Here is a 21,164-nt window from a genome sequence, read left to right as displayed (position 1 = left end):
GGGCCGTTCCACCCCACCAGGATGCGTCAATTGATGACAGAAGTCGGAATTGGATCATCTTTTCGGAGCGCGTCGAACAACTGCCGCGCCTTCGGCGTGTCCCACAGCAGCACGTCCCCCGCACCGCTGACGCTCACCCCGGGCTGCGCCACCGGGACCGTCACCGCCCGGCCCGCACCGCCGGTGATCTTCCGCATCGACCAGCCCAGCTCCGCCAACTGCCGGATCCCGGCGCCCTCGTCCACCCGGATCGCGGCGAGCGTCGTCCGCACCACCGGCCCCGGACGGGACGGATGGACCAGCGTCCCGGTGCTCAGCATCCGGTCCGCCACCGCCCCCATCAGCTGCCGCTGCCGCTTCACCCGCCCCAGATCACCCTGCGGATCGCTGTAGCGGGCCCGCGCGTACGCCAGCCCCTGCCGCCCGTCCATGTGCTGGCACCCGGCCCGGAAGTCCGCCCCGGACTTCGCGTCCTTCAGCGGCTTCGCCGGACAGATCCGCACCCCGCCGAGCGCGTCGACGACCTGCACCAGACCGAGGAAGTTCACCTCGGCGTACCGCTCGATGCGCAGCCCCGTCGCCTCCTCCACGGTCCGGGTCAGCAACTGCGGACCACCGTCCGCGTACGCCTCGTTGATCTTGCGGCGGCCGTGCCCCGGCACCGGTACGTAACTGTCGCGCGGCAGGCTCACCAGCGACGGGCCGTGGGCGCCGGTGTGCAGCACCATCACCGTGTCGGTGTTCCGCCCGCCGCTGTTGCCGACATGCAGCTCCTTGCGCTGCCGCGGGGTGAGCCCGGCGCGGCTGTCCGAGCCGACCAGCAGCCAGTTCGTGCCCGCGCCCGCCGCCGGACGGCCCGGATAGGTGCCGATCGCCGCGACGTGCCGCACCTGCCCGCCCGCCCACCGGTACGCCGCCACACCCCCGGCGACCAGCAACACCACCACGACCAGCAGCACCAGCAGGGTCCGGCGCAGCCACCGGCGACGCCGCCGCCCGCCCCGGGCCCGCCCGGTGCGCCGCCCGGCGCGATCGGTGGTCGCGGACGGCGGTGGCGGCTCCTGCCCGAGCTGCTCCATACCGGTATGGTCCGCGCGCCACGCCGCTCCCGCAGCCCGAGCGGGTACGACGAAGGGCCGCCGACCCCGCAAAACCCGAGGTCAGCGGCCCTGTCACGGCCACAACTTGCGGTCGGGCGCTACAGCAGCCCGTCCCACATCTGCTCCAGCAGCACCGACCACCACGTCTCCGGCGAACCGAGCGCCGCCGGGTCGAGCGCCACCAGCTGCGCCTGGAAATCGACCGTCCAGCGACCCGCCTGCTCCGGGGTCAGCCCGTACCGCAGCCGCCACATCCGGCCCAGCATCGCCAGGCAGCGCGTGAACTCCGGCAGCCCGCTGTTGACGAACTGCGCCGGGGCGGGCTGCCCACCGGGCACCCCCTCCAGCGGCACCGCCACGAGGTGCGCCGTGCCGTACTGCACACACAGCTGCCGCCCGTAGTCGTTCCCCATCACCAGATACGAGCCCGCGTCGGCGGACGGCTGCACCCCGCGCTCCGCCGCCAGCTCCGCCAGCGTCGGCACCGGGCGGCCCGGCTGCGCCTGCGCCCAGAAGAACGGCCCGAAGTCGACCGGCAGCCCCGCCCAGACCAGCATCTGCGCGACGACCTCCGGCACGCCCTGCCGGGAGACCGCCCGCTGGTCGAAGCGGAACAGCGCCTGCGGGCCGAACGCCTGCTCCAGCTCCTGCCCGACGACCTGCGGCGGCGCCGGGGGCACCGGCTGCACCTGCGAGGGGTGCGGCAGCGGCGCCCGCACCGGAGCGGGCCGCGCCGGACCGTCCGCCACCTGGTGCAACTCGCCCTGGTGCTCGACGAGATGACGGACGCCCTGCTGCCGCGAGGCGTGGTCGCGGCCGTACGCGGCGGTGTGGCTGATCCGCACCTGCGGCCAGGTGTCCCGGACCAGCCGGGCGCAGTAGCCGCCCGGCACCTCACAGCTCTCCAGCTCGGTGTGGAGCTCCAGCACCTGCTGCGGCGGGATGTTCATCCCCCGCAGCTCGTGCAGGAGCTGCCACTCCGGATGCGGCGTACCGGGCGCCGACCGGCGCACGATCTTCTGCTCGGACCCGTCCGGCGCGCGGTAGCTGAGCACCGCCATGTACCCGGGCCCGACCGTCGGCACCCCGCCCGGCGCCGGCGGATACCCGTAGCCACCGGGAGCACCCTGCGGGGGTGCACCCTGCGGGGGTGCGGCCTGCGGGGGCGCGGCCTGCGGCGGGGCCGCGGGGCCGGGAGCCTGCGGCGGAGCGACGGGGCCGGGAGCCTGCGGCGGGGCGGGCGGCGGCGCGGCCGGACCGGCGCCCTGCGGCGCGCCGGGAGCCGCCGGGCCGGACGCACCCGGGCCGGGCGCCGCCGCGCCGGAGGCCAGCATCGTCGCCGCCGCGTGCACCCCGCCCCCGGCGCCACCGACCGCGGGCACCGGCGGCGGAGGCGGCGGCGGACCGTCCGGGCTCGCCCCCGAACTCCCGCCCGCCGCACCGGACTTGGCGCCACCGGCACCCTTCGGCGCACCGGGCGGACCGGGCGGCGGCGGTACGGCGGGACCACCCGCACCGGGGCCACCGGTCGCCGGATCGGGCAGCGCGGCACCCGACGCCAGCATCGTCGCCGCCGCGTGCACCCCACCGCCGGACGCACCGGAACCGGCGCCACCGGACGCCCCGTCGGCACCGTCCACCGCGCTCAGATCGAGCCCGTCACCGTCCAACTGCGAGACCAACTGCGTCGGTACGTAACCACCGGCGGGCGCACCCGCACCGCCGGACGCCGCCTTCTCCGCACCCGGCACCCCCGGGGGCGGCGGCGGAACCGCCGCCTCGGCGGGCACCGCGGCACCGGCGGCCAACACCGTCGCCGCCGCGTGCACCCCGCCCGTGGCGGGCGGCGCGGGCGGGCCGGACGCGGCGGGCGTGGCGCCCTGCGGCGGCGGCACCTCGGCGACCGGCGGACCCGACGGCGGCGGCAGATCCGCCCACCCCGGCCCCACGGGCGGCGCCGGAGGCATCGGCGGCACCGGCGCGGCACCAGCGGAACCGGCACCGGACCCACCGGCGGTTGCACCTGACGCACCATCGGCCGACGGCGCACCGGCGGGCGCCTCCCGCTCCAGCGCCGGAGTCACCTGCGTCGGCGGCAACTGACTGCCACCCTGCAACAACTGGGTCTTCGCCTCGGGACTGCTCCGCCGCGCGGCGGTGTCCGCCCCGTCCTCCTCGCCGACCTCGTCCAGACCGGCCAACGGCGGCGCGAACACCGTCTGCGGCGGCGCCACCGACCGGTCGTCGCCCTCCGCCGCCCCCGGACCGCCCTCGGCCCCCGGCGTCACATTCACCCCGGCCCACGCATCGGCCGCACCGTCACCACCGACCGCGGGCGCCGGAGCAGCCGGAGCAGGCGGCGCGGCAGCCGCTCCACCCGACGCCTCGGCACGCGCGTCCGCCGCCTCCTGCAACCACTCCGGCGGCGTCAGCAGGAACGACGTCGCCTCCAGATCGATCCGCGGCGCCGCCGACACCGCCGCCGGACGCGCCGCCGCCGCGCCGTACTCCTCCTCGTACCGCCGGATCACCTCACCCACCGGCAACCCCGGCCACAGCGTCGTCTCACCGCTGTCCCGCGCGATCACCAACCGGCTCCGCCCCCCGTCGGACCGCGGACCGTCCTCCCGGTCCTCCGCCCACGCGACGAACCCGAGGTCGAACTCCCGCACCCGCACCTCACGCTGGAGCTGCGCCGGTACGTCGCCGTTGACCCACAGCTCCGCACGCTCCTGCGCCTGCGCGAACGTCACCACCGCGCTCACCCCTCCACCGGGACGACCTGCGCGAAGCCACCGTCCACCATCAGATTCGCCACCGTCTCCAGCTCCGGCGGATTCCCCGCCAGCCGCTCCAGGAACGCATCGAAATCCGCCCCGCACGGCAACAGCAGCCGCTCCACCCGCTCCTGCACCGTCCACCCGTCACGGTCCCGCGCATCGTCGTACGGGCAGAACCACACCGAACCGAGGTCGGCTCCCCGCACCTTCACCGCGAGCAACCCGCCCTGCGCGAACGCCACGCCCAGATAGTCCTTGGTCAGGTGATCACGGAGACACTTGTTGACATAGACCAGATCGTTCACCGCCGCGTCGTCACGCACCGTGAAGAACGGCTGATCCACCAGCAGCCCCAACTCCGCGTCCAGCCCCACCCCCACCGGCGCACAGCCCCCCGCCGCCTTCAGGAACGACCGGTACGCACCCGGCAGCCGGTAACCCAGCGCCTCCTCCGCCTGCGCCACCTGCTCCTCACCCACCGAGATCCCCCGGTGCGCCAACCCGAAATGCACCGGACGCGTCTCCTGCAACGGACGGGTGCCACGCTTGTCGTGCGCCACCGCCGCCGTCGCCAGCCCACCGTGGTGCCGCAGCAACGCCTTCACCTCGACCGGCACCAACTCCAACCGCCGGGTGCCCGCCACGTGGTGCCACGTCCAACCGTGCGGCGTCGCCACCGCCGGACCGTCCGCCCACAACTCGTGCCGCCGCGCATGCATCGCCGCGTTCGCCGACACATAGTCCGTCAGCCGCAGCTCGTCCACGCCGAACCCCTCCGGCGGCTCGGCGATCTCCACGGCAGCCCGCGCATACGGCGTGAACGACGGGAAACCCCGCCCGTCCATCCGCACCCCCGCCGGGTGCCGGGCGGCACGGACCGGATCCGGGAAATGCACGACCTGCCCGGCATAAGCGGTGTTCGGTGGCGCGGCATGCTGCCCGAGCCGACCTGTCGTCATCGCGGTGCCCCCTGGCTGAATCTGGCTACTGCGCACAGCCTATGCCGTACCGCAAGGGGCACCGCAGGTACCGGACGCCCTCCACACCACCCCACCGACCCCCTACAAACACCACCACCCGCTCCGCCACGCCCCACCCATCACACCCGCCCCGGCCAGCCCACTTACCCCACCCGCAACACGCTGTCACCCGCCCGTGACGCCCTCCACGGCATGCCCGACTACCGGAACACCCGGGACATTTGGCAGGCTGACCCCCGCAACCGGGGGGTTTGCAGGGAGGGAAGCACCACATGAGCACCACGGCACACCACACCGCCGCCACCGGCGACCCCCGCATCGGCTGGAGCGGAACCGCCGACGACGGGCACACCCCCACGCTCCGCCACCGCCGCGACGGCATCCTCCCCACCGTCGGCGCCGCCCTCTCCGTCCGCGGCGCCACCCTCACCTGCACCGCGAGCAAGGCCGAACAACCCCCCGCGCTGCACCCCCTCGTCCAGGACTTCCTCGACACCCTCTCCACCGCCCAGCGCGAACGGTTCACCGGCCGCTGCCCCGAAGCCGTCCTGCTCTCCCGCCACCTCACCGCCGTCGAGAGCAACCGCGGCAAACGTGCCTCCCGCAAACCCCTCACCAACGGCGAAGCCCGCCGCTCCCTGAAACACTCCAAGATCACCGCCCGTCACATCCGCGAGGACGGCGACCCCCTGCACGGCAGCTACGCACCCCCCTGCCGCTCCTGCGACGCGCTCCTCGCCCACTTCGGCGTCATGCCCATCGGCAACGCCCCCGCAGGGAGCTGACCACCACCGTGCCCGCCACCGAGACCCCCGACCCCCGCGACCGCGCCGGCTCCACCCGCTTCCCCGCCGCCGTCGACGTCGCCCTCCAGCAAGCCGGCTGGACCCCCGGCCGCTGGGACATCAAGCACGCCGAACACTGGGCCGACACCCTCCGCGACCACACCTCCCCCGCGGGCCACCGCCACACCGTCTTCCCCGCCGCCGTCGAGGCATGGGCCGAGTTCGGCGGCCTCCACCTCACCGGCCCGGGCCCCGGCCGCCACATCGCCCCCACCCCCTTCAGCATCGACCCCCTCCACGGCCTCCACCTCGCCCGCACCCTCGGCGACCTCGGCCGCGCACTCGACACCGACGTCTCCCCCCTCGGCCGCGAGGAACTCAGCGGCACCCACACCGCGGGCCACCCCCAGGCCCTCCTCGCCATCGACACCGAAGGCCGCGTCTACAGCCTCGACCACACCGGCGACTGGTACCTCGGCCCCACCATCGACCACGCCCTCAACACCCTGATCCTGGGCACCCGACCGACCCGATTGGTACGCCCGGAACCGGAAAGCGCCTGAAACCCCCTGCGCTGTGACGCCGTGCGTGGCGGTGTGACGCCGTGCGTGGCGGTGTGTGACCGGTGGCGTACGGCGGTCGGTCCAGCCAGCCCGTCGGTCGTACGCCCGGGAGCGGGAGCAGGAGGGAAGGCGGTACGGGTACACGGGCCCGGGGCGCCGCAGCCGCAGCGGACGGCGACCGGGGACCCCGGCAACCCGGGGCCCCGGGGCGACCCGACGACCGTCAGGTCAAGGCAACGATCGGTGACCGGCACCCGGCCAACCAGGGCAACGCCCGGCACCCGGCCAACCAGGGCAGCAACCGGCACCCGCCCCGCCCTCACCCCCCAGCAGCCACCCCGCCACCGGAAGCCGACGCCGCGCCCGCACCCGGCGACGCGCCCGCACCGCCCACCGGCACCACCGCCGACACCCGGAAACCCCCCGCATCCGTCGGACCGGACACGAACACCCCGCCCAACGCCGTCACCCGCTCCCGCATCCCCACCAGACCGTTCCCCCCGCTCGGCAATCCCGACGAAGGCGCCGCACCGTCCGACGGACCGTTCTCCACCTGCACCGCGACCTCCGCCGCCCGATGCGCCAACCGCACCCGCGCCCGCGCCCCCGGCGCATGCTTGTGCACATTGGTCAGCGCCTCCTGCACCACCCGGTACACGGTCTGCTCGACCCCCGCCGCATACCGCCCCGGCACCCCGGCACCCTCCGCACCGTCCACCGACAGCACCACCGCCATACCCGCCGCCCGCGACTGACCCACCAACTCCGCCAGCTCCGCCAACGTCGGCCCCTCGGCCTCGCCGCCCCCTGCCTCCTCGGCCACCACACCCGGCACCGACACCTTCGCCCCCGCCTGCGCCGCCGCCTTGGACACCACCGCCGCCAACCGCTCCGGCTCACCCGACGCCCCCGACGCCGGACGCCCACCGGAACCGTCCGCCGTCCGCAGCACCCCCAACATCTCCCGCAACTCCGTCAACGCCTGGCGCCCCATGTCCCCCACCAGCCCCGCGTTCCGCGACGCCTTCTCGGGATCCTTCAACGCCACCGCCTGCAACGCCGCGGCATGCACCACCATCAGCGACACCCGGTGCGCCACCACGTCGTGCATCTCCCGCGCGATCCGCGTCCGCTCCTCGTTACGGGCCCACTCCGCCCGCTCCTCGGCCCGATCCGCCAACAGCGACAGCTCACGCTCCAGACCGTCCGCCCGCTCCCGCAGGCTCTCCACCAGCCGCCGCCGGGCACCCACGTACAGCCCCCACAGCACCGGCGGCGCCGTCACCACCAGCCCCATCGCCACCGACATCACCGGCACGAACCACAACGGCGGCTGATAATCCTGATCCGCCGCCACCTCCTGCCGCAGATTCAGGAACGTCGACACCAACGTGCCCGCCACCGTCATCCCGGCCAACAACGCCGTCGTACGCCGCGGCGTGTCGGACGCCGCCAGCGTGTAGAGACCCACCACCCCCAACAGCACCCCCATGTCCGCAGGGGTCACCGCGATCGACACCAGCACCACGACCACCGGCCACCGCCGACGCACCAACAGCACCGGCCCGGCCACCAGCCCCAGCAGCATCCCCACCGGCTCCGGCAGCCCCACGTCCCCCGAGAAGGACGCACCCTCCACGACGCACTCCAGCGTCGACAGCAACGCCAGCACCACATCCAGCACGGCACTGCGCCGCCGGGCCCACCACCACGGCCCCCGCGCGGGCACGGGACACGCCCGCGCTCCGGCCTCTCCGTCTGCCCCCGTAGCGCTCATACCGACCAGCGTACGGGCGCCCACCCCGGCCCCCCGAACAGCGCACGTGCACGTTCCCGACCCGTTACGCACGCTTACCCACGGTTATCCCTCGAACTGAGGAATCGCCCCCATATCCACCCCGACCACACACCCACCACCGACAACCTGTTCCCATGCCGCACAACAGCGCCCACCAGCGCCACGCAGCGCCACGCACCGAAGCCATCGCCCTCCGCCGCGCCGGTCTCAGCCGCCGCCAGATACGCGAGCGACTCGGCCCACTCGCCGACGGCACCCTGACCGACCTCCTCGAAGGCGAACCGCCTCCCGAGTGGACCAAACGCCCCAACGCCAAGGACGACCTCCGCGCACGCGCCCGCGACCTGCGCCGCGCGGGCCGGACCTACGACGAGATCGTCGCCGAGCTGGACGTCTCCAAGAGCTCGGTCTCCCTCTGGGTCCGCGACCTGCCCAAACCCACGAAGTCACCGGAAGAGATGCACCGGATGCGGGAGGCCCGCTGGGCGCCGTACCGCGAGGAACGCGACCGACGGACGGCGGAGACGAAGGCGGCGGCGACGAAGGAGATCGGGACGCTCACGGACCGGGAACTGTTCCTGCTAGGCGTGGGGCTGTACTGGGCCGAGGGCGCCAAGAGCAAGCCGTACGCCCGCCGCGAGAGCGTGCAATTCGTCAACAGCGACCCGGACATGATCACGGTCTACCTGGCGTGGCTGAAGCTGTTGGGTGTCGAGACAGGGGGTCTGCGCTGCCACGTGATGATTCACGAGTCAGCCGATACTCCTGCCGCCGAGCGCTACTGGGCCGACCTCGTCGGAATCGACGTCTCCGCCCTCGGCAAGACAGCACTCAAGAAGCACAACCCCAAGACCGTGCGCAAGAACACGGAAGGGGACTATCGAGGCTGCCTGGTGATCCGCGTCCTGCAAGGCGCCGACCTATACCGTCGCATCGAAGGCTGGTGGTACGGCATAGTGTTGGGAGCGAAGCAGCCAAGCTGACACGATGTCCGTTTTAGTCGCTTCGTTCCCCCGTGGTGTAATTGGCAGCACTGTGGCTTTTGGTGCCATCTGTCCGGGTTCGAGTCCTGGCGGGGGAGCAAAGCAACGTTCGGGTCCCGGCCGACAGGTCGGGACCCGCATGCGTTTCTCCAGGAATACGCCCCGGTATCCTTCGGATGTCCACCACCCGAAGTAGCCAAGAAGCCGAAGGGCACCTCCGTGAGCGCCAACCTTCCTCCCGTTCTCGGCTCCGCCCGGACGGGGGAGACCCCACTGGCGGCCGTCGTCGTTCTCGCCGCGGGTGAGGGAACCCGCATGAAATCGGCGACCCCCAAGGTCCTCCACACCCTCTGCGGACGGTCCCTCGTCGGGCACGTCGTCGCCGCCTCCCGCGAGCTGGACCCCGAGCACCTCGTCGTCGTCGTGGGCCACGCCCGTGACCAGGTCCGGGCGCATCTGACCGAGATCGACCCGGCGGTCCGTACCGCCGTGCAGCACGAGCAGAACGGCACCGGGCACGCCGTGCGGATGGGCCTGGAGGAGCTGACCGCCGACGGTGCGGCGCTGGACGGCACCGTCGTGGTGGTCTGCGGGGACACGCCGCTGCTGACGGGGGAGACGCTGCGTCGCCTCGGTGAGACGCACGCCGCGGACGGCAACGCCGTGACGGTGCTCTCCGCGGAGGTGCCGGACGCGACGGGCTACGGCCGGATCGTGCGGGACGGTGCGGGCGGCGCGGTGACGGAGATCGTCGAGCACAAGGACGCGAGTCCGGCGCAGCGGGCGATCCGGGAGATCAATTCCGGGGTGTTCGCGTTCGATGCGCGGCTGCTGGCCGAGGCGCTGGGCAAGGTGCGTACGGACAACAGTCAGGGTGAGGAGTACCTCACGGATGTGCTGGGGATTCTGCGGGAGGCCGGGCACCGGGTGGGTGCGGCGGTGGCCGGGGATCACCGGGAGATTCTGGGGATCAACAACCGGGTGCAGTTGGCGCAGGCGCGGCGGCTGTTGAACGAGCGGCTGTTGGAGCGGGCGATGCTCGCGGGTGTGACGGTGGTGGATCCGGCGTCGACGTGGGTGGATGTGTCGGTGGCGTTCGGTGCGGACGCGGTGGTGCATCCGGGGACGCAGTTGCTGGGTGCGACGCGGGTGGCGTCGGGTGCCGAGGTGGGTCCGCATTCGCGGCTCACGGACACGGTTGTCGGGGAGGGCGCGGTGGCGTCGTTCACGGTGGCGGAGGGTGCGGAGATCGGTGCGGGGGCGTCGGTGGGTCCGTATGCGTATCTGCGTCCGGGGACGGTGCTGGGGGCGAAGGCGAAGGCCGGTACGTATGTCGAGATGAAGAACGCGTCGATCGGTGCGGGGACGAAGGTTCCTCATCTGTCGTATGTGGGGGATGCGACGATCGGTGAGTACACCAATATCGGCGCGGCGAGTGTCTTTGTGAATTACGACGGTGAGGCGAAGCATCACACGACGGTCGGTTCGCATTGCAAGACGGGGTCGGACAACATGTTTGTGGCTCCTGTCACGATCGGGGACGGCGCGTATACCGCGGCGGGTTCGGTCATCACCAAGGATGTGCCCCCGGGTTCGTTGGCGGTCGCGCGTGGCCAGCAGCGGAATATCGAGGGTTGGGTCGCGCGTAAGCGGCCTGGGAGTGCCGCCGCGCAGGCTGCTTCTTCCGCTCGCCAGGAGTCCGAGGGCGAGCGCTGACCGTGCCGTGGTGCGCCGTGCGGGGCGTACCGTGTTGAGCGCACGCAAACAGGAATTCGAGGAGATTTGCTGTGACCGGGATCAAGACGACCGGCGAGAAGAAGCTGATGCTCTTCTCCGGACGTGCCCACCCTGAGCTGGCCGAGGAGGTCGCGCACCAGCTGGGTGTCGGCCTGGTCCCGACGAAGGCGTTCGACTTCGCCAATGGTGAGATCTACGTCCGTTACCAGGAATCGGCGCGTGGCGCGGACTGCTTTCTGATTCAGAGCCATACGGCTCCGATCAATAAGTGGATCATGGAACAGCTGATCATGATTGATGCGTTGAAGCGGGCTTCGGCCCGGAGCATCACCGTGGTCGTGCCGTTCTACGGTTATGCGCGGCAGGACAAGAAGCACCGTGGTCGTGAGCCGATTTCGGCGCGGCTGATCGCGGATCTGATGAAGACGGCGGGTGCGGACCGTATTGTCACGGTCGATCTGCACACGGATCAGATCATGGGCTTCTTCGACGGTCCGGTGGACCATCTGTTCGCGCTGCCGGTGCTGGCGGATTATGTGGGTGCGAAGGTCGACCGCAACAAGCTGACCGTTGTGTCGCCGGACGCGGGTCGGGTGCGGGTGGCGGATCGTTGGTGTGACCGTCTGGGTGCGCCGCTGGCGATTGTGCACAAGCGGCGTGACAAGGATGTGGCGAATCAGGTCACCGTGCATGAGGTGGTCGGTGATGTGAAGGACCGGGTGTGTGTCCTGGTCGACGACATGATCGACACGGGTGGCACGATCTGTGCGGCGGCGGATGCGCTGTTCGCGAACGGTGCGGCGGATGTGATCGTGACGGCGACGCACGGTGTGCTGTCGGGTCCGGCGGCGGATCGGCTGAAGAATTCGAAGGTGAGTGAGTTCGTGTTCACGAATACGCTGCCGACGCCTTCGGAGCTGGAGCTGGACAAGATCACGGTGCTGTCGATGGCGCCGACCGTGGCGCGGGCGATCCGTGAGGTGTTCGAGGACGGTTCGGTGACGAGCCTCTTCGACGAGCAGTGAGGCGCTGATCGGCCTGTGGGCTGATCGACTTTGGGGCGGCCTCCCGGCCGGGTAGACTCACGGAGTTGCTCGGCGAGGGAGGCCGCACCTGTGTGTGCGGCGGTCCGTTATCGACGCGCTCTTCGTAGCAGGTCTGTCGTGGGCCGGGTAACGGTCACCGTTTTCCGAGTTACGAGGAGTGCTGTCATGGCTGAGGTCAAGCTCACCGCCCAGGTTCGTACCGAGTTCGGTAAGGGTGCGGCGCGTCAGGCGCGTCGCGAGAACCTGGTTCCCGCGGTCATCTACGGTCACGGCGCCGAGCCGAAGCACGTGGCGATCCACAACCACGCGCTGATGATGGCGCTGAAGACCCCGAACGTGCTGCTCCGTCTGGACGTGGACGGTAAGGACGAGCTGGTCATCCCGAAGGCTGTGCAGCGTGAGGCCATCCGTGGCTTCCTGGTGCACGTCGACTTCCTCGCTGTGAAGAAGGGCGAGAAGGTCACCGTCGAGGTGCCGATCGTGACCGAGGGTGACCTGGCCCCGGGTTCGAACCTGCTGGAGCACCTGATGAACACCCTGTCGGTCGAGGCCGAGGCCACGCACCTGCCGGAGTCGGTCACGGTGTCGATCGCCGGTCTGACCGCGGGTGACTCGGTGCAGGCGAAGGATGTTGTGCTGCCCGCCGGTACCTCGCTGGCCGTCGAGGACGACGCCGTTGTTCTGCAGGTCGTCGCCGCGCAGGCGGAGGCCGCTGCGGAGTCGGCCGAGGGTGAGGACGCTTCGGCCGAGGGCTGAGTCGTCGTCCCTGCCGTCTGGTAGGACGTTTTCCAACCGCTGCCGCGCGCCTTCGGGTGCGGGGTGGCGGTTGGGTTGTTTCGTGGCCCGTTGTGGTGGCGGGTTGTCGGTGCTCGGTGTGGTGCCGGGTGGATGCGGGAGTGGTGGAGATGGCGGACGCCGAGCCGTGGCTCGTGGTGGGGTTGGGTAATCCGGGTCCGGAGTATGCGGGCAATCGTCACAATGTGGGTTTCATGGTGGCGGATCTGCTGGCGGAGCGGATGCGGGGGAAGTTCAAGGCGCACAAGGCGCGGGCGCAGGTGGTGGAGGGCCGGGTGGGTCCGCCGGGTCCGGGGAGTCGTCGGGTGGTGGTGGCCAAGCCGATGTCGTTCATGAATCTGTCGGGTGGGCCGGTGTCGGCGTTGCGGGATTTCTACAAGGTTCCGGTGGGGCAGATCGTTGCGGTCCATGACGAGTTGGATATCGATTACGGTGCGCTGCGGTTGAAGTTGGGCGGTGGTGACAACGGGCACAACGGTCTGAAGTCGATCACGAAGTCGTCGGGTGCGGAGTATCACCGGGTGCGGTTCGGGATCGGGCGGCCGCCGGGGCGGATGCAGGTGGCGGATTTCGTGTTGAAGGATTTCGGGGCGGCGGAGCGCAAGGAGTTGGACTATTTCGTGGACCGTGCGGCGGATGCGGTCGAGGCGTTGGTCCTGGAGGGGTTGGAGCGGGCGCAGAGCGCGTACAACTCGTGAGGTGGGGGTGCGGGTCGGGGTGTGGGGGTGGCTCGGGTGGGGGTTTTCGGGGGTCGCCGTAGGTTGACCGCGTGTGGGGGCATGGCCAAAGATCCCGGGCATGTCCAGAGGCAGTGTGGGGTCCAGACCGGTCAAACGCAGTCGTACCCGGCGGGCGGGTGAGAGTGCCTTCGGGGTGATGCTGCTCGTCCGGAACGGGCTGCTGGTGCTGGTGGCGGCGGTGTTGCTGGTGGCGGGTGCGTGGACGTCGTGGGGGTCGGCGCAGTACGCGATGGGGTGGTCGGGCCGTGAGCACGGCACGGTGAAGGTGGCGTCGTGTGACGACGAGCGGTGTGCGGGGCCGTTCACGCCGGAGGGTGAGGGCCGGTCGCGGGATCGGGTGTCGCTGGTGAAGGCGGCGTCGCCCGGTGTGGGTGAGCGGGTCACGGTGGTGTTGCGGCCGACGGGTGATCGTGCGGTGCGGACGGGCCCGGCGGGTGTGCTGCATGCGTGGGTGCCGTTCGCGGGGGCGTTGTTGCTGGCGGCGTTGGTGGTGGCCGGTGGGCTGCGGTGGCGGCGTACGGCGTGGGGGATGGGGCTGGCCGGGGTGGCGTTGCTGGTGGGGGCGTGGGTGGCGTTGTAGTCGTACGGCTGCGCCGCAGTGCGCGTACGAAGCGTGGTGGAAGGGTGGCGGCCCGCTCCCGGTGTCGGGGGCGGGCCGCCGTGGTGTGGTGCGGGGTGGTGGTCAGCCGGTGTTGCGGAGGCCGGCGGCGACGCCGTTGACGGTGAGGAGCAGGGCGCGGGCGAGGACGGGGTCGGCCTCCTCGTCGCGGGCGGCGGCCGCGCGCTGGCGGGCGAGGAGGGAGACCTGGAGGTAGCTGATCGGGTCGAGGTAGGCGTCGCGGATGTGGAAGGTCTGGCGCAGTACGGGGTTGGAGTCGAGGAGTTCGCTCTCGCCGGTGACGCGGAGGACTTCCTGGACGGTGAGGGCGTGCTCGGCCTTGATGGTGTCGAAGACGTACTTGAGCTCGTCGGGGACGAGGGTGTCGACGTAGTGCTCGGCGATCCGCAGGTCGGTCTTGGCCAGGGTCATGGTGACGTTGGACAGGAAGTTGCGGAAGAAGTGCCAGTGGGTGTGCATCTCGTCGAGGACGGTGTCGAGTCCGGCCTCGCGGGCGGCCTTGAGGCCGGTGCCGACGCCGTACCAGCCGGGGACGATCTGGCGGGACTGGGTCCAGCCGAAGACCCACGGGATGGCGCGCAGGCCGTCGAGTCCGGCGCCGGAGTCGGGTCGCCGGGAGGGGCGGGAGCCGAGGTGGAGTTCGGCGAGCTGGTCGACGGGGGTGGCGGCGAAGAAGTAGGCGGGCAGGTCGGGGTCCTCGACGAGGCGGCGGTAGGCGCCGTGGGCGGCGTCGGAGACGGTCTCCATGGCCGCGTCCCAGCGGGAGAGGGCTTCGTCGGACTGGCGGGGTTCGGTGTGCAGGGCGGATGCCTGGAGGGTGGCCGCGACGGTCAGTTCCAGGTTCTCGCGGGCCAGTGAGGGGACGAGGTACTTGTCGGAGATGACCTCGCCCTGTTCGGTGACCTTGATCTCGCCTTCGAGGGTGCCGTAGGGCTGGGCGAGGATCGCGTCGTGCGAGGGGCCGCCGCCGCGGCCGACGGTGCCGCCGCGGCCGTGGAAGAGGCGCAGCCGCACGCCGTGGCGGCGGGCGACGTCGCGCAGCAGCCGCTGGGCGCGGTGGATCTCCCACTGGCTGGTGGTGATGCCGCCGAACTTGGAGGAGTCGGAGTAGCCGAGCATGACCTCCTGGACGTCGCCGCGGAGTGCGACGAGGCGGCGGTAGGAGGGGTCGGAGAGCATCTCGTCGAGGAGCTGGTCGGCGATCTTCAGCTCGTCGGTGGTCTCCAGCAGCGGGACGATGCCGATCTTGGCCCAGCCGGCGTGCAGGTCGATGAGGCCGGCTTCGCGGGCGAGGACGGTGGCGGCGAGGACGTCGTCGGAGCCCTGGCACATCGAGATGATGTACGACTCGATGACCTCGGGGCCGAAGGTCTTCTTCGCCTTCAGGATCGTGCGGAAGACGCCGAGGGTCTTGGCACCGGCCTCGTCGAGGGGGGCGGGGCTGGGGGCCAGGGGGCGGCGGGAGCGGAGTTCCTTGGCGAGCAGCTTGCGGCGGTACTCGCGCGGCATGTCGACATAGCGCCAGGACTCCTCGCCGAGGCGGTCGAAGAGCTGGCCGAGGGCGTGGTGGTGGGCGTCGGCGTGTTCGCGGACGTCCATGGTGGCGAGCTGGAGGCCGAAGGCGGCGAGGGTGCGCAGGGTGCGCTCCAGGCGGCCGTCGGCGACGAGGGAGCCGCGGTGGGCGCGGAGCGACGTCTGGATGAGCGCGAGGTCGTCGAGGAGTTCGGTGGTGCCGAGGTAGTCGCGGCCGGGGACGTGGGGGGTGTCGGCGGCGAGGCGGTCGCGGGTGTTGAGGAGCTTCTGGCGGATGCAGGTCGCCTTGAGGCGGTAGGGCTCCTCGGCGTTGAGGCGCTTGTAGCGGGGGCTGATCTCGGGGAGGAGTTCGAGGTCGCGGCCGAGGGAGGTGAGCAGTTCCTCGGTGGCGCCGCTGTTGCGGATGGAGTTGGAGAGGGCGCCGCGCAGTTCGTCGATGTGCTCCAGCGCGTCGGTGATGCCGTGCTCGTGCTGGAGGATCAGGACGTCCCAGGTGACCTGGGGGGTGACGTTGGGGTTGCCGTCGCGGTCGCCGCCGATCCAGGTGCCGAAGGTGAGCGGGCGGGTGCCCGCGGGCAGCGGGGCTCCGGCGCGGGCGAGTTCGGCGGCGAGGTCCTCCAGGACGTCGCCGACGGCGCCGCGGCCGAGTTCGTCGAGGTAGTAGATGGCGTTGCGGGCCTCGTCGGTGGGCTCGGGGCGGGCGACGCGGAGTTCGTCGGTCTGCCAGATGAGGTCGATGCTCTCGGCGAGGCGGAGGTCGGTGCGGCGGCGCTCGGTGGGGTCGGTGTGCTCCAGCAGCTCGGCGATCCGGCGGAGCTTGGTGAGCACGGAGCGGCGCGCGGCCTCGGTGGGGTGTGCGGTGAAGACGGGGCGTACGCCGAGGTGGGCGGCGGTCTCGCGGAGGTGCTCGGGGTCGGCGTCCTTGAGCATGTCGGCGGTGCGGCTGAGGATGCCGCCCTCCGCGGCGCGCCGCTCGCGCAGCTCGCGGCCGCGGTGGACCTGCTCGGTGACGTTGGCGAGGTGGAAGTAGGTGGAGAAGGCGCGGACGAGCTTGGCGGCGGTGGCCAGGTCGGTGGCGCCGAGGAGTTCCGCGGCGGCCTCGCCGTCGGAGCGGGTCAGGGCGCGGACCCGCTCGACGAGTTCGAGGAGTTCGGGGCCTTCCTGGCGGACGAGGGTCTCGCCGAGGAGGTCGCCCAGCCGCCGGATGTCGGCGCGCAGGGCGGTGTGGTCGCCGTTGTCGCCGGCCGTTCCCGGCCGGTCCGGCCGGCTGCTTCCGGGGGTGCTGATCTCGGCGGCGGAGGTGTTGTCGGCACTGCTCACAGGTGCGGCTCCTTGCGGCGATCTGGGCGGGGCGTCGTGCCGGGCCGTCCGGGGCCGGTGCGGCCTGGGGGCGCGGCGGGCGACGGCACGGGAGGTGCGTCGCTTCGCGGCTCCTTCGTACCGGTGGGGCGCGGGCGACGGGATGCACGTCCGGGCTTGTGGGCGGGGTGCGGACCGCGCTGTCCGACGCCCACCAGGATAGGTCTCCCGTTCGGAGGGTGGTCACACCGTCCACCGGCTGGAAACCGGCTGTCGGGGCGGGGCCGCAGGTCAGGGGTGGGCGGGGGCGGTGTGCCGGGCGCGGTGCGGCGGTCGGGCGGTGCACCCCGCTGGCGGGTACAGGCCTGTCACAGCCTTGTCCGGGGCTTGCGCGCTGCCATACTTACGAAACCGTAGGTTACGGTTCCGTAGCCGTGCCCCGAGCCCCCGACGAGGGACACCACATGACCGCTGATCCGCAGACCGTCGAAGAGTCGCCCAGGCCCACCGGTACGCCGCTGCCGTCGGCGACGCTGGGCGGTGACAGCAAGGGTTCCGTCGAGCAGATCACGCTGCTGCTGTTCATCACGGTGCCGTTCCTGGCGCTGGCCGCGGCGGTGCCGCTGGCGTGGGGGTGGGGGGTGAGCTGGCTGGATCTGGGGCTGCTGGTGGTGATGTATTACGTCGGCTGCCACGGCATCACGATCGGCTTCCACCGGTATTTCACGCACGGTGCGTTCAAGGCGAAGCGGCCGCTGCGGATCACGCTGGCGATCATGGGGTCGCTGGCGGTGGAGGGGCCGCTGGTGCGCTGGGTGGCCGATCACCGGCGGCACCACAAGTTCTCCGACGCGGAGGGTGACCCGCACTCGCCGTGGCGGTACGGCGAGACGGTCCCGGCGCTGCTGAAGGGCCTGTGGTGGGCGCACATCGGCTGGATGTTCGACGAGGAGCAGACGCCGCAGCACAAGTACGCGCCGGACCTGGTGAAGGATCCGGCGCTGCGGGCGGTCTCCCGGCAGTTCGTGCTGTGGACGTCGGTGTCGCTGCTGCTGCCGCCGCTGATCGGCGGGGTGGCCACGATGTCCTGGCAGGGCGCGCTGTCGGCGTTCTTCTGGGGTTCGCTGGTGCGGGTGGCGCTGCTGCACCACGTGACGTGGTCGATCAACTCCATCTGCCATGCGGTGGGCAAGCGGCCGTTCAGGTCGCGTGACCGGTCGGGGAACGTGTGGTGGCTGGCGATCCTGTCCTGCGGTGAGTCGTGGCACAACCTGCACCACGCGGACCCGACCTCGGCCCGGCACGGGGTGCTGCGCGGGCAGCTGGATTCGAGTGCGCGGCTGATCCGCTGGTTCGAGAAGGCGGGCTGGGCGTACGACGTGCGGTGGCCGCAGGCGTCCCGCATCGATGCCCGGCGGAAGGAAGAGACCGCCCAGGCGGCATGATTGTCTGGTGGCGATCGACGGCAACAGCGTGAGCAACGGCAACAAGGGCAAGGCTTCCTCCTCCGGCGGGGGTGGGAGGCGGCCCCGGCGGGTCCGGATGACGGGCGCCGAGCGCCGTGAGCAACTGCTCGACATCGGCCGCACCCTCTTCGCCGAGCGGGGCTTCGAGGGCACCTCGGTGGAGGAGATCGCCGCGAAGGCGGGCGTCTCCAAGCCGGTGGTGTACGAGCACTTCGGCGGCAAGGAGGGGCTGTACGCCGTCGTCGTCGACCGCGAGATGCGGCAGCTCCTGGACATGGTGACGGGCGCCCTCACCGCAGGTCACCCGCGAGAACTCCTCGAACAGGCGGCGTTCGCCCTCCTGGACTACATCGAGACGTTCACGGACGGCTTCCGCATCCTGGTGCGGGACTCCCCCGTCGCCCAGTCGACCGGCACCTTCGCGTCGCTGATCAGCGATATCGCCACCCAGGTGGAGGACATCCTGGGCCTGGAGTTCAAGGCCCGCGGTTTCGACCCGAAGCTGGCGCCGCTGTACGCGCAGGCGCTGGTCGGCATGGTCGCGCTGACCGGCCAGTGGTGGCTGGACGTCCGCAAGCCCAAGAAGGCGGAGGTCGCCGCCCATCTGGTGAACCTCGCCTGGCACGGTCTGGACGGCCTGGAGGCCAGGCCGCGCCTGGTGGGGCACCGGAAGAACTGAAGGGCCGGGGCGCGCCACGGGCCCCGGCCCCCTCGGCCGATACGGGCGTAGGCGCAGGTCAGCCCGTTGCTGAGGGCGGATCCTCCGCCGTCAGGAACTCCAGTCGGTTGCCCGCCGGGTCGTGGGCGAAGCAGCGGCGGATGCCCGGCAGGGCGGCGTCCCGGGTGACGGGGACGCCCGCGGCGGTCAGCCGGACGGCGAGGGCGTCGGCGTCGGGGACGCGGAAGGCCGCGTGGGCCTTGGCGGACGGGCGGTGGCCGGGGTCGATGCCGAGGTGGAGGCGGGCGGTTCCCGCCTCGAACCAGCAGCCGCCGCGGGCGGCGAGCGGCTCCGGTTTGGGCACCTCCGTCATCCCGAGGATCCCCGCGTAGAAGGCCCGTAGCGCGGGTTCGCTGCCCGGGGGCGCGGCGAGCTGGACATGGTCGAGTCCGGTGATCACGGCGTTCCTCCTGGTGGTCGGCTAGCCGCGGTGGGCCACGGCGAAGATGCGGCGGAAGGGGAAGGCCGTGCCGTGGCGGCCGGGCGGGTAGGCGGTGCGGAGCAGGTCGCGGTATTCGGTGAGGAATGCCTCGCGGGCGGCCGGGTCGTCGGCGAGTGCGGTGAGGACGGGGCGCAGGGCGGTGCCCTTGACCCAGTCGAGGACGGGGTCCTCGCCCTGGAGGAGCTGGAGGTAGGTGGTCTCCCAGACGTCGGCGGTGCAGCCGAGGTCGGTGAGGCGGTCGAGGTAGTCGACGGGTTCGAGGACGCGGACGTGGCGGCTGCCGTGGCCGCCGAGGCGGTCGCGCCAGCGCGGGGTGTCGCACAGTTCGCGCAGCAGGGTGTGGCTGGGGGCGGTGAAGTTGCCGGGGACCTGGAAGGCGAAGGTGCCTGCGGGGGTGAGGGCGTCGAGCCAGCGGCCGAAGGACTCGGGGTGGTTGGGGACCCACTGGAGGGCGGCGTTGGAGACGATCAGGTCGAAGCGTTCGGCGGGGGTCCAGTCGGCGGCGTCGGCGGTGGCGAAGTCGAGGCGGCCGCCGCCGGGGGTGGGTCCGGCGAGAGGGGCGGCCTCGGCCAGCATCGGGGCGGAGTTGTCGAGGCCGGTGACATGGGCGTCGGGCCAGCGGTCGAGGAGCAGGGCGGTGACGTTGCCGGCGCCGCAGCCGAGGTCGGCGATCCGGGCGGGGCGGCCGTGCGCGGGCAGTTCGGGCACCCGGGCGAGGAGGTCGTGGAAGGGGCGGGCGCGGTGCGCCGCGTGCCGGAGATACTGCTGCGGGTCCCAGGTGGGTGTGGTGTCGGACATGGACGGTAACCCCTCTGCTGGTACGGCCGGATCCGGGGAGGACGGGGGCCGGGGCGGGTCGTCGGGACGGCGGGGCCGGGCGGGTCCGGGCCGTCGCCCCGCACGATATATCTCTACGTCGAGATAGCTGATGTCGAGAAGGCTCATGTCAAGAGACTTCACGTCGACAGACCCCTTACACTGATCGCCATGGAGGACGAGGTCGACCGTCTGGTCGCAGCATGGCGCCGCGAGCGCCCGGACCTCGACGTGGAACCGCTTGAGGTCCTCAGCCGCGTGAGCAGGCTGGCCCGGCACCTCGACCGGGCCCGTCGCCTCGCCTTCTCCGAGGTGGGGCTGGAGCCCTGGGAATTCGACGTCCTCACCGCGCTCCGCCGCGCCGGGGCGCCGTACCAGCTCTCCCCCGGTGCGCTGCTCACCCAGACCCTCGTGACGTCCGGCACGATGACCAACCGTATCGACCGGCTCGCCAAGAAGGACCTCGTCGAGCGGCTGCCCGACCCCAACGACCGGCGCGGCGTCCTGGTCCGCCTGACGCCCGCGGGCCGCGACAAGGCCGACGCCTCCCTGGCCGGTCTGCTCACCCAGGAACGGGCCATCCTCGCCGAACTCTCCCGCGACCAGCGCCGTGAACTCGCCGGTCTGCTGCGGCGGTTGACGGGGCCGTTCGACAACCTCCCGGGGTGAGCGGGGCCTCCGGCGGAGCGTTCAGGAAGCCTTCCTGAAGAAGCCGGGCTCCTTCCCCAACCTTCAGGGAGCCTTCCTGAAGCAGCTCTCCCCCCAACCTTCAGGAAGCCTTCCTGAACGAGCCGGGGCCTCCCCCACGCCTCCGTACGGGCCGAGCCGGATCGGGTCGGGGCCGAGCCGGGCCGGGGCCGGGCGCAACCTTCAGGAACCCTCCCTGAACGAACCCGGCGCATCCCCCGCGCTTCAGGCATCCTCCCCGGACGAGAACTCTCCCTGAACGGGGTGGGCCGCGCCG

The 21,164-nt window shown here is 71.9% G+C and carries 18 protein-coding genes and 1 tRNA gene; 12 read left to right on the top strand and 7 right to left on the bottom strand.

Annotation, left to right across the window (positions count from 1 at the left end; all coding sequences use genetic code 11):
• Positions 1 to 26: 26 nt before the first annotated feature.
• From IF23_RS0110310 to IF23_RS0110300, 3 genes are all read right to left on the bottom strand, one after another.
• Positions 27 to 962: an LCP family protein gene (locus IF23_RS0110310; RefSeq protein ID WP_030282141.1), complete on the bottom strand. Its 936-nt coding sequence runs from the start codon at positions 960 to 962 to the stop codon at positions 27 to 29.
• 236 nt (positions 963 to 1,198) lie between these two features.
• The gene (locus IF23_RS0110305; protein ID WP_030282140.1) at positions 1,199 to 3,856 is read right to left on the bottom strand and encodes an SUKH-4 family immunity protein; all 2,658 of its coding nucleotides are present in this window, start codon (positions 3,854 to 3,856) and stop codon (positions 1,199 to 1,201) included.
• A 5-nt stretch (positions 3,857 to 3,861) separates the two neighbouring features.
• The gene (locus tag IF23_RS0110300) at positions 3,862 to 4,839 is read right to left on the bottom strand and encodes an SMI1/KNR4 family protein (RefSeq protein WP_037677881.1); all 978 of its coding nucleotides are present in this window, start codon (positions 4,837 to 4,839) and stop codon (positions 3,862 to 3,864) included.
• A 293-nt stretch (positions 4,840 to 5,132) separates the two neighbouring features.
• On the opposite strand from IF23_RS0110300, the gene IF23_RS0110295 reads away from it, so the two are divergent.
• Positions 5,133 to 5,645, top strand: coding sequence for a YwqJ-related putative deaminase (locus IF23_RS0110295; protein ID WP_030282137.1), 513 nt, complete (start codon positions 5,133 to 5,135; stop codon positions 5,643 to 5,645).
• 8 nt (positions 5,646 to 5,653) lie between these two features.
• Positions 5,654 to 6,208, top strand: a complete 555-nt coding sequence (locus IF23_RS0110290) for an SUKH-3 domain-containing protein (RefSeq protein ID WP_030282131.1) — start codon at positions 5,654 to 5,656, stop codon at positions 6,206 to 6,208.
• Positions 6,209 to 6,527: 319 nt separating this feature from the next.
• Here IF23_RS0110290 and IF23_RS0110285 read toward each other — a convergent pair whose 3' ends face one another.
• Entirely contained in the window at positions 6,528 to 7,985 is a 1,458-nt protein-coding gene (locus IF23_RS0110285; RefSeq protein WP_037677880.1) for a sensor histidine kinase, read from the bottom strand.
• A 155-nt stretch (positions 7,986 to 8,140) separates the two neighbouring features.
• Between IF23_RS0110285 and IF23_RS0110280 the strand changes: the two genes are divergently transcribed.
• The 7 genes from IF23_RS0110280 to IF23_RS0110250 all read left to right on the top strand — a co-directional run bounded on the left by IF23_RS0110280 (position 8,141) and on the right by IF23_RS0110250 (position 13,887).
• Positions 8,141 to 8,989, top strand: coding sequence for a hypothetical protein (locus IF23_RS0110280; RefSeq protein WP_030282125.1), 849 nt, complete (start codon positions 8,141 to 8,143; stop codon positions 8,987 to 8,989).
• A gap of 26 nt (positions 8,990 to 9,015) precedes the next feature.
• Positions 9,016 to 9,087: transfer RNA gene (locus tag IF23_RS0110275), tRNA-Gln, on the top strand.
• Between the two features lie 175 nt (positions 9,088 to 9,262).
• Complete coding sequence (gene glmU, locus IF23_RS0110270; protein WP_342667920.1) at positions 9,263 to 10,705, top strand: bifunctional UDP-N-acetylglucosamine diphosphorylase/glucosamine-1-phosphate N-acetyltransferase GlmU; 1,443 nt, start codon at positions 9,263 to 9,265, stop codon at positions 10,703 to 10,705.
• Between the two features lie 71 nt (positions 10,706 to 10,776).
• Complete coding sequence (locus IF23_RS0110265; protein ID WP_030282120.1) at positions 10,777 to 11,751, top strand: ribose-phosphate diphosphokinase; 975 nt, start codon at positions 10,777 to 10,779, stop codon at positions 11,749 to 11,751.
• 186 nt (positions 11,752 to 11,937) lie between these two features.
• Entirely contained in the window at positions 11,938 to 12,528 is a 591-nt protein-coding gene (locus IF23_RS0110260) for a 50S ribosomal protein L25/general stress protein Ctc (protein ID WP_030282118.1), read from the top strand.
• A gap of 149 nt (positions 12,529 to 12,677) precedes the next feature.
• Positions 12,678 to 13,265, top strand: a complete 588-nt coding sequence (gene pth, locus IF23_RS0110255) for an aminoacyl-tRNA hydrolase (protein WP_030282116.1) — start codon at positions 12,678 to 12,680, stop codon at positions 13,263 to 13,265.
• 178 nt (positions 13,266 to 13,443) lie between these two features.
• A complete protein-coding gene (locus tag IF23_RS0110250) occupies positions 13,444 to 13,887 on the top strand; it encodes a hypothetical protein (protein ID WP_107126908.1) in 444 nt (147 codons plus the stop codon).
• A gap of 102 nt (positions 13,888 to 13,989) precedes the next feature.
• On the opposite strand, the gene ppc is transcribed toward IF23_RS0110250, so the two are convergent.
• A complete protein-coding gene (gene ppc / locus IF23_RS0110245) occupies positions 13,990 to 16,779 on the bottom strand; it encodes a phosphoenolpyruvate carboxylase (protein ID WP_030282113.1) in 2,790 nt (929 codons plus the stop codon).
• A 443-nt stretch (positions 16,780 to 17,222) separates the two neighbouring features.
• Between ppc and IF23_RS0110240 the strand changes: the two genes are divergently transcribed.
• On the top strand, positions 17,223 to 18,203 hold the full coding sequence (locus IF23_RS0110240; protein WP_030282110.1) for an acyl-CoA desaturase: 981 nt from the start codon (positions 17,223 to 17,225) through the stop codon (positions 18,201 to 18,203).
• 7 nt (positions 18,204 to 18,210) lie between these two features.
• Positions 18,211 to 18,903 (top strand): TetR/AcrR family transcriptional regulator, encoded by a 693-nt coding sequence (locus IF23_RS0110235; protein WP_030282108.1) that lies wholly within the window; start codon positions 18,211 to 18,213, stop codon positions 18,901 to 18,903.
• 58 nt (positions 18,904 to 18,961) lie between these two features.
• Here the strand turns inward: IF23_RS0110235 and IF23_RS0110230 are convergent, their stop codons facing one another.
• Complete coding sequence (locus tag IF23_RS0110230; protein ID WP_030282106.1) at positions 18,962 to 19,342, bottom strand: VOC family protein; 381 nt, start codon at positions 19,340 to 19,342, stop codon at positions 18,962 to 18,964.
• Between the two features lie 21 nt (positions 19,343 to 19,363).
• Positions 19,364 to 20,182, bottom strand: coding sequence for a trans-aconitate 2-methyltransferase (locus IF23_RS0110225; protein WP_030282104.1), 819 nt, complete (start codon positions 20,180 to 20,182; stop codon positions 19,364 to 19,366).
• A gap of 189 nt (positions 20,183 to 20,371) precedes the next feature.
• On the opposite strand from IF23_RS0110225, the gene IF23_RS0110220 reads away from it, so the two are divergent.
• Positions 20,372 to 20,869, top strand: coding sequence for a MarR family winged helix-turn-helix transcriptional regulator (locus IF23_RS0110220; RefSeq protein ID WP_030282103.1), 498 nt, complete (start codon positions 20,372 to 20,374; stop codon positions 20,867 to 20,869).
• Positions 20,870 to 21,164 lie beyond the last annotated feature (295 nt).

This window comes from Streptomyces catenulae (assembly GCF_000718015.1).
GTDB lineage: Bacteria > Actinomycetota > Actinomycetes > Streptomycetales > Streptomycetaceae > Streptomyces > Streptomyces catenulae.
This window is presented reverse-complemented; position numbering and strand designations above follow the sequence as displayed.

What these genes read in the sequence shown, in the direction of transcription:
- IF23_RS0110250 (WP_107126908.1), top strand. Translation starts at nt 13,444, where the DNA reads ATGCTGCTCGTCCGGAACGGGCTGCTGGTGCTGGTGGCGGCGGTGTTG.
- IF23_RS0110295 (WP_030282137.1), top strand. Translation starts at nt 5,133, where the DNA reads ATGAGCACCACGGCACACCACACCGCCGCCACCGGCGACCCCCGCATC.
- IF23_RS0110225 (WP_030282104.1), bottom strand. Translation starts at nt 20,182, where the DNA reads ATGTCCGACACCACACCCACCTGGGACCCGCAGCAGTATCTCCGGCAC.
- IF23_RS0110240 (WP_030282110.1), top strand. Translation starts at nt 17,223, where the DNA reads ATGACCGCTGATCCGCAGACCGTCGAAGAGTCGCCCAGGCCCACCGGT.
- IF23_RS0110220 (WP_030282103.1), top strand. Translation starts at nt 20,372, where the DNA reads ATGGAGGACGAGGTCGACCGTCTGGTCGCAGCATGGCGCCGCGAGCGC.
- pth (WP_030282116.1), top strand. Translation starts at nt 12,678, where the DNA reads ATGGCGGACGCCGAGCCGTGGCTCGTGGTGGGGTTGGGTAATCCGGGT.
- IF23_RS0110260 (WP_030282118.1), top strand. Translation starts at nt 11,938, where the DNA reads ATGGCTGAGGTCAAGCTCACCGCCCAGGTTCGTACCGAGTTCGGTAAG.
- IF23_RS0110285 (WP_037677880.1), bottom strand. Translation starts at nt 7,985, where the DNA reads ATGAGCGCTACGGGGGCAGACGGAGAGGCCGGAGCGCGGGCGTGTCCC.
- IF23_RS0110300 (WP_037677881.1), bottom strand. Translation starts at nt 4,839, where the DNA reads ATGACGACAGGTCGGCTCGGGCAGCATGCCGCGCCACCGAACACCGCT.
- IF23_RS0110280 (WP_030282125.1), top strand. Translation starts at nt 8,141, where the DNA reads ATGCCGCACAACAGCGCCCACCAGCGCCACGCAGCGCCACGCACCGAA.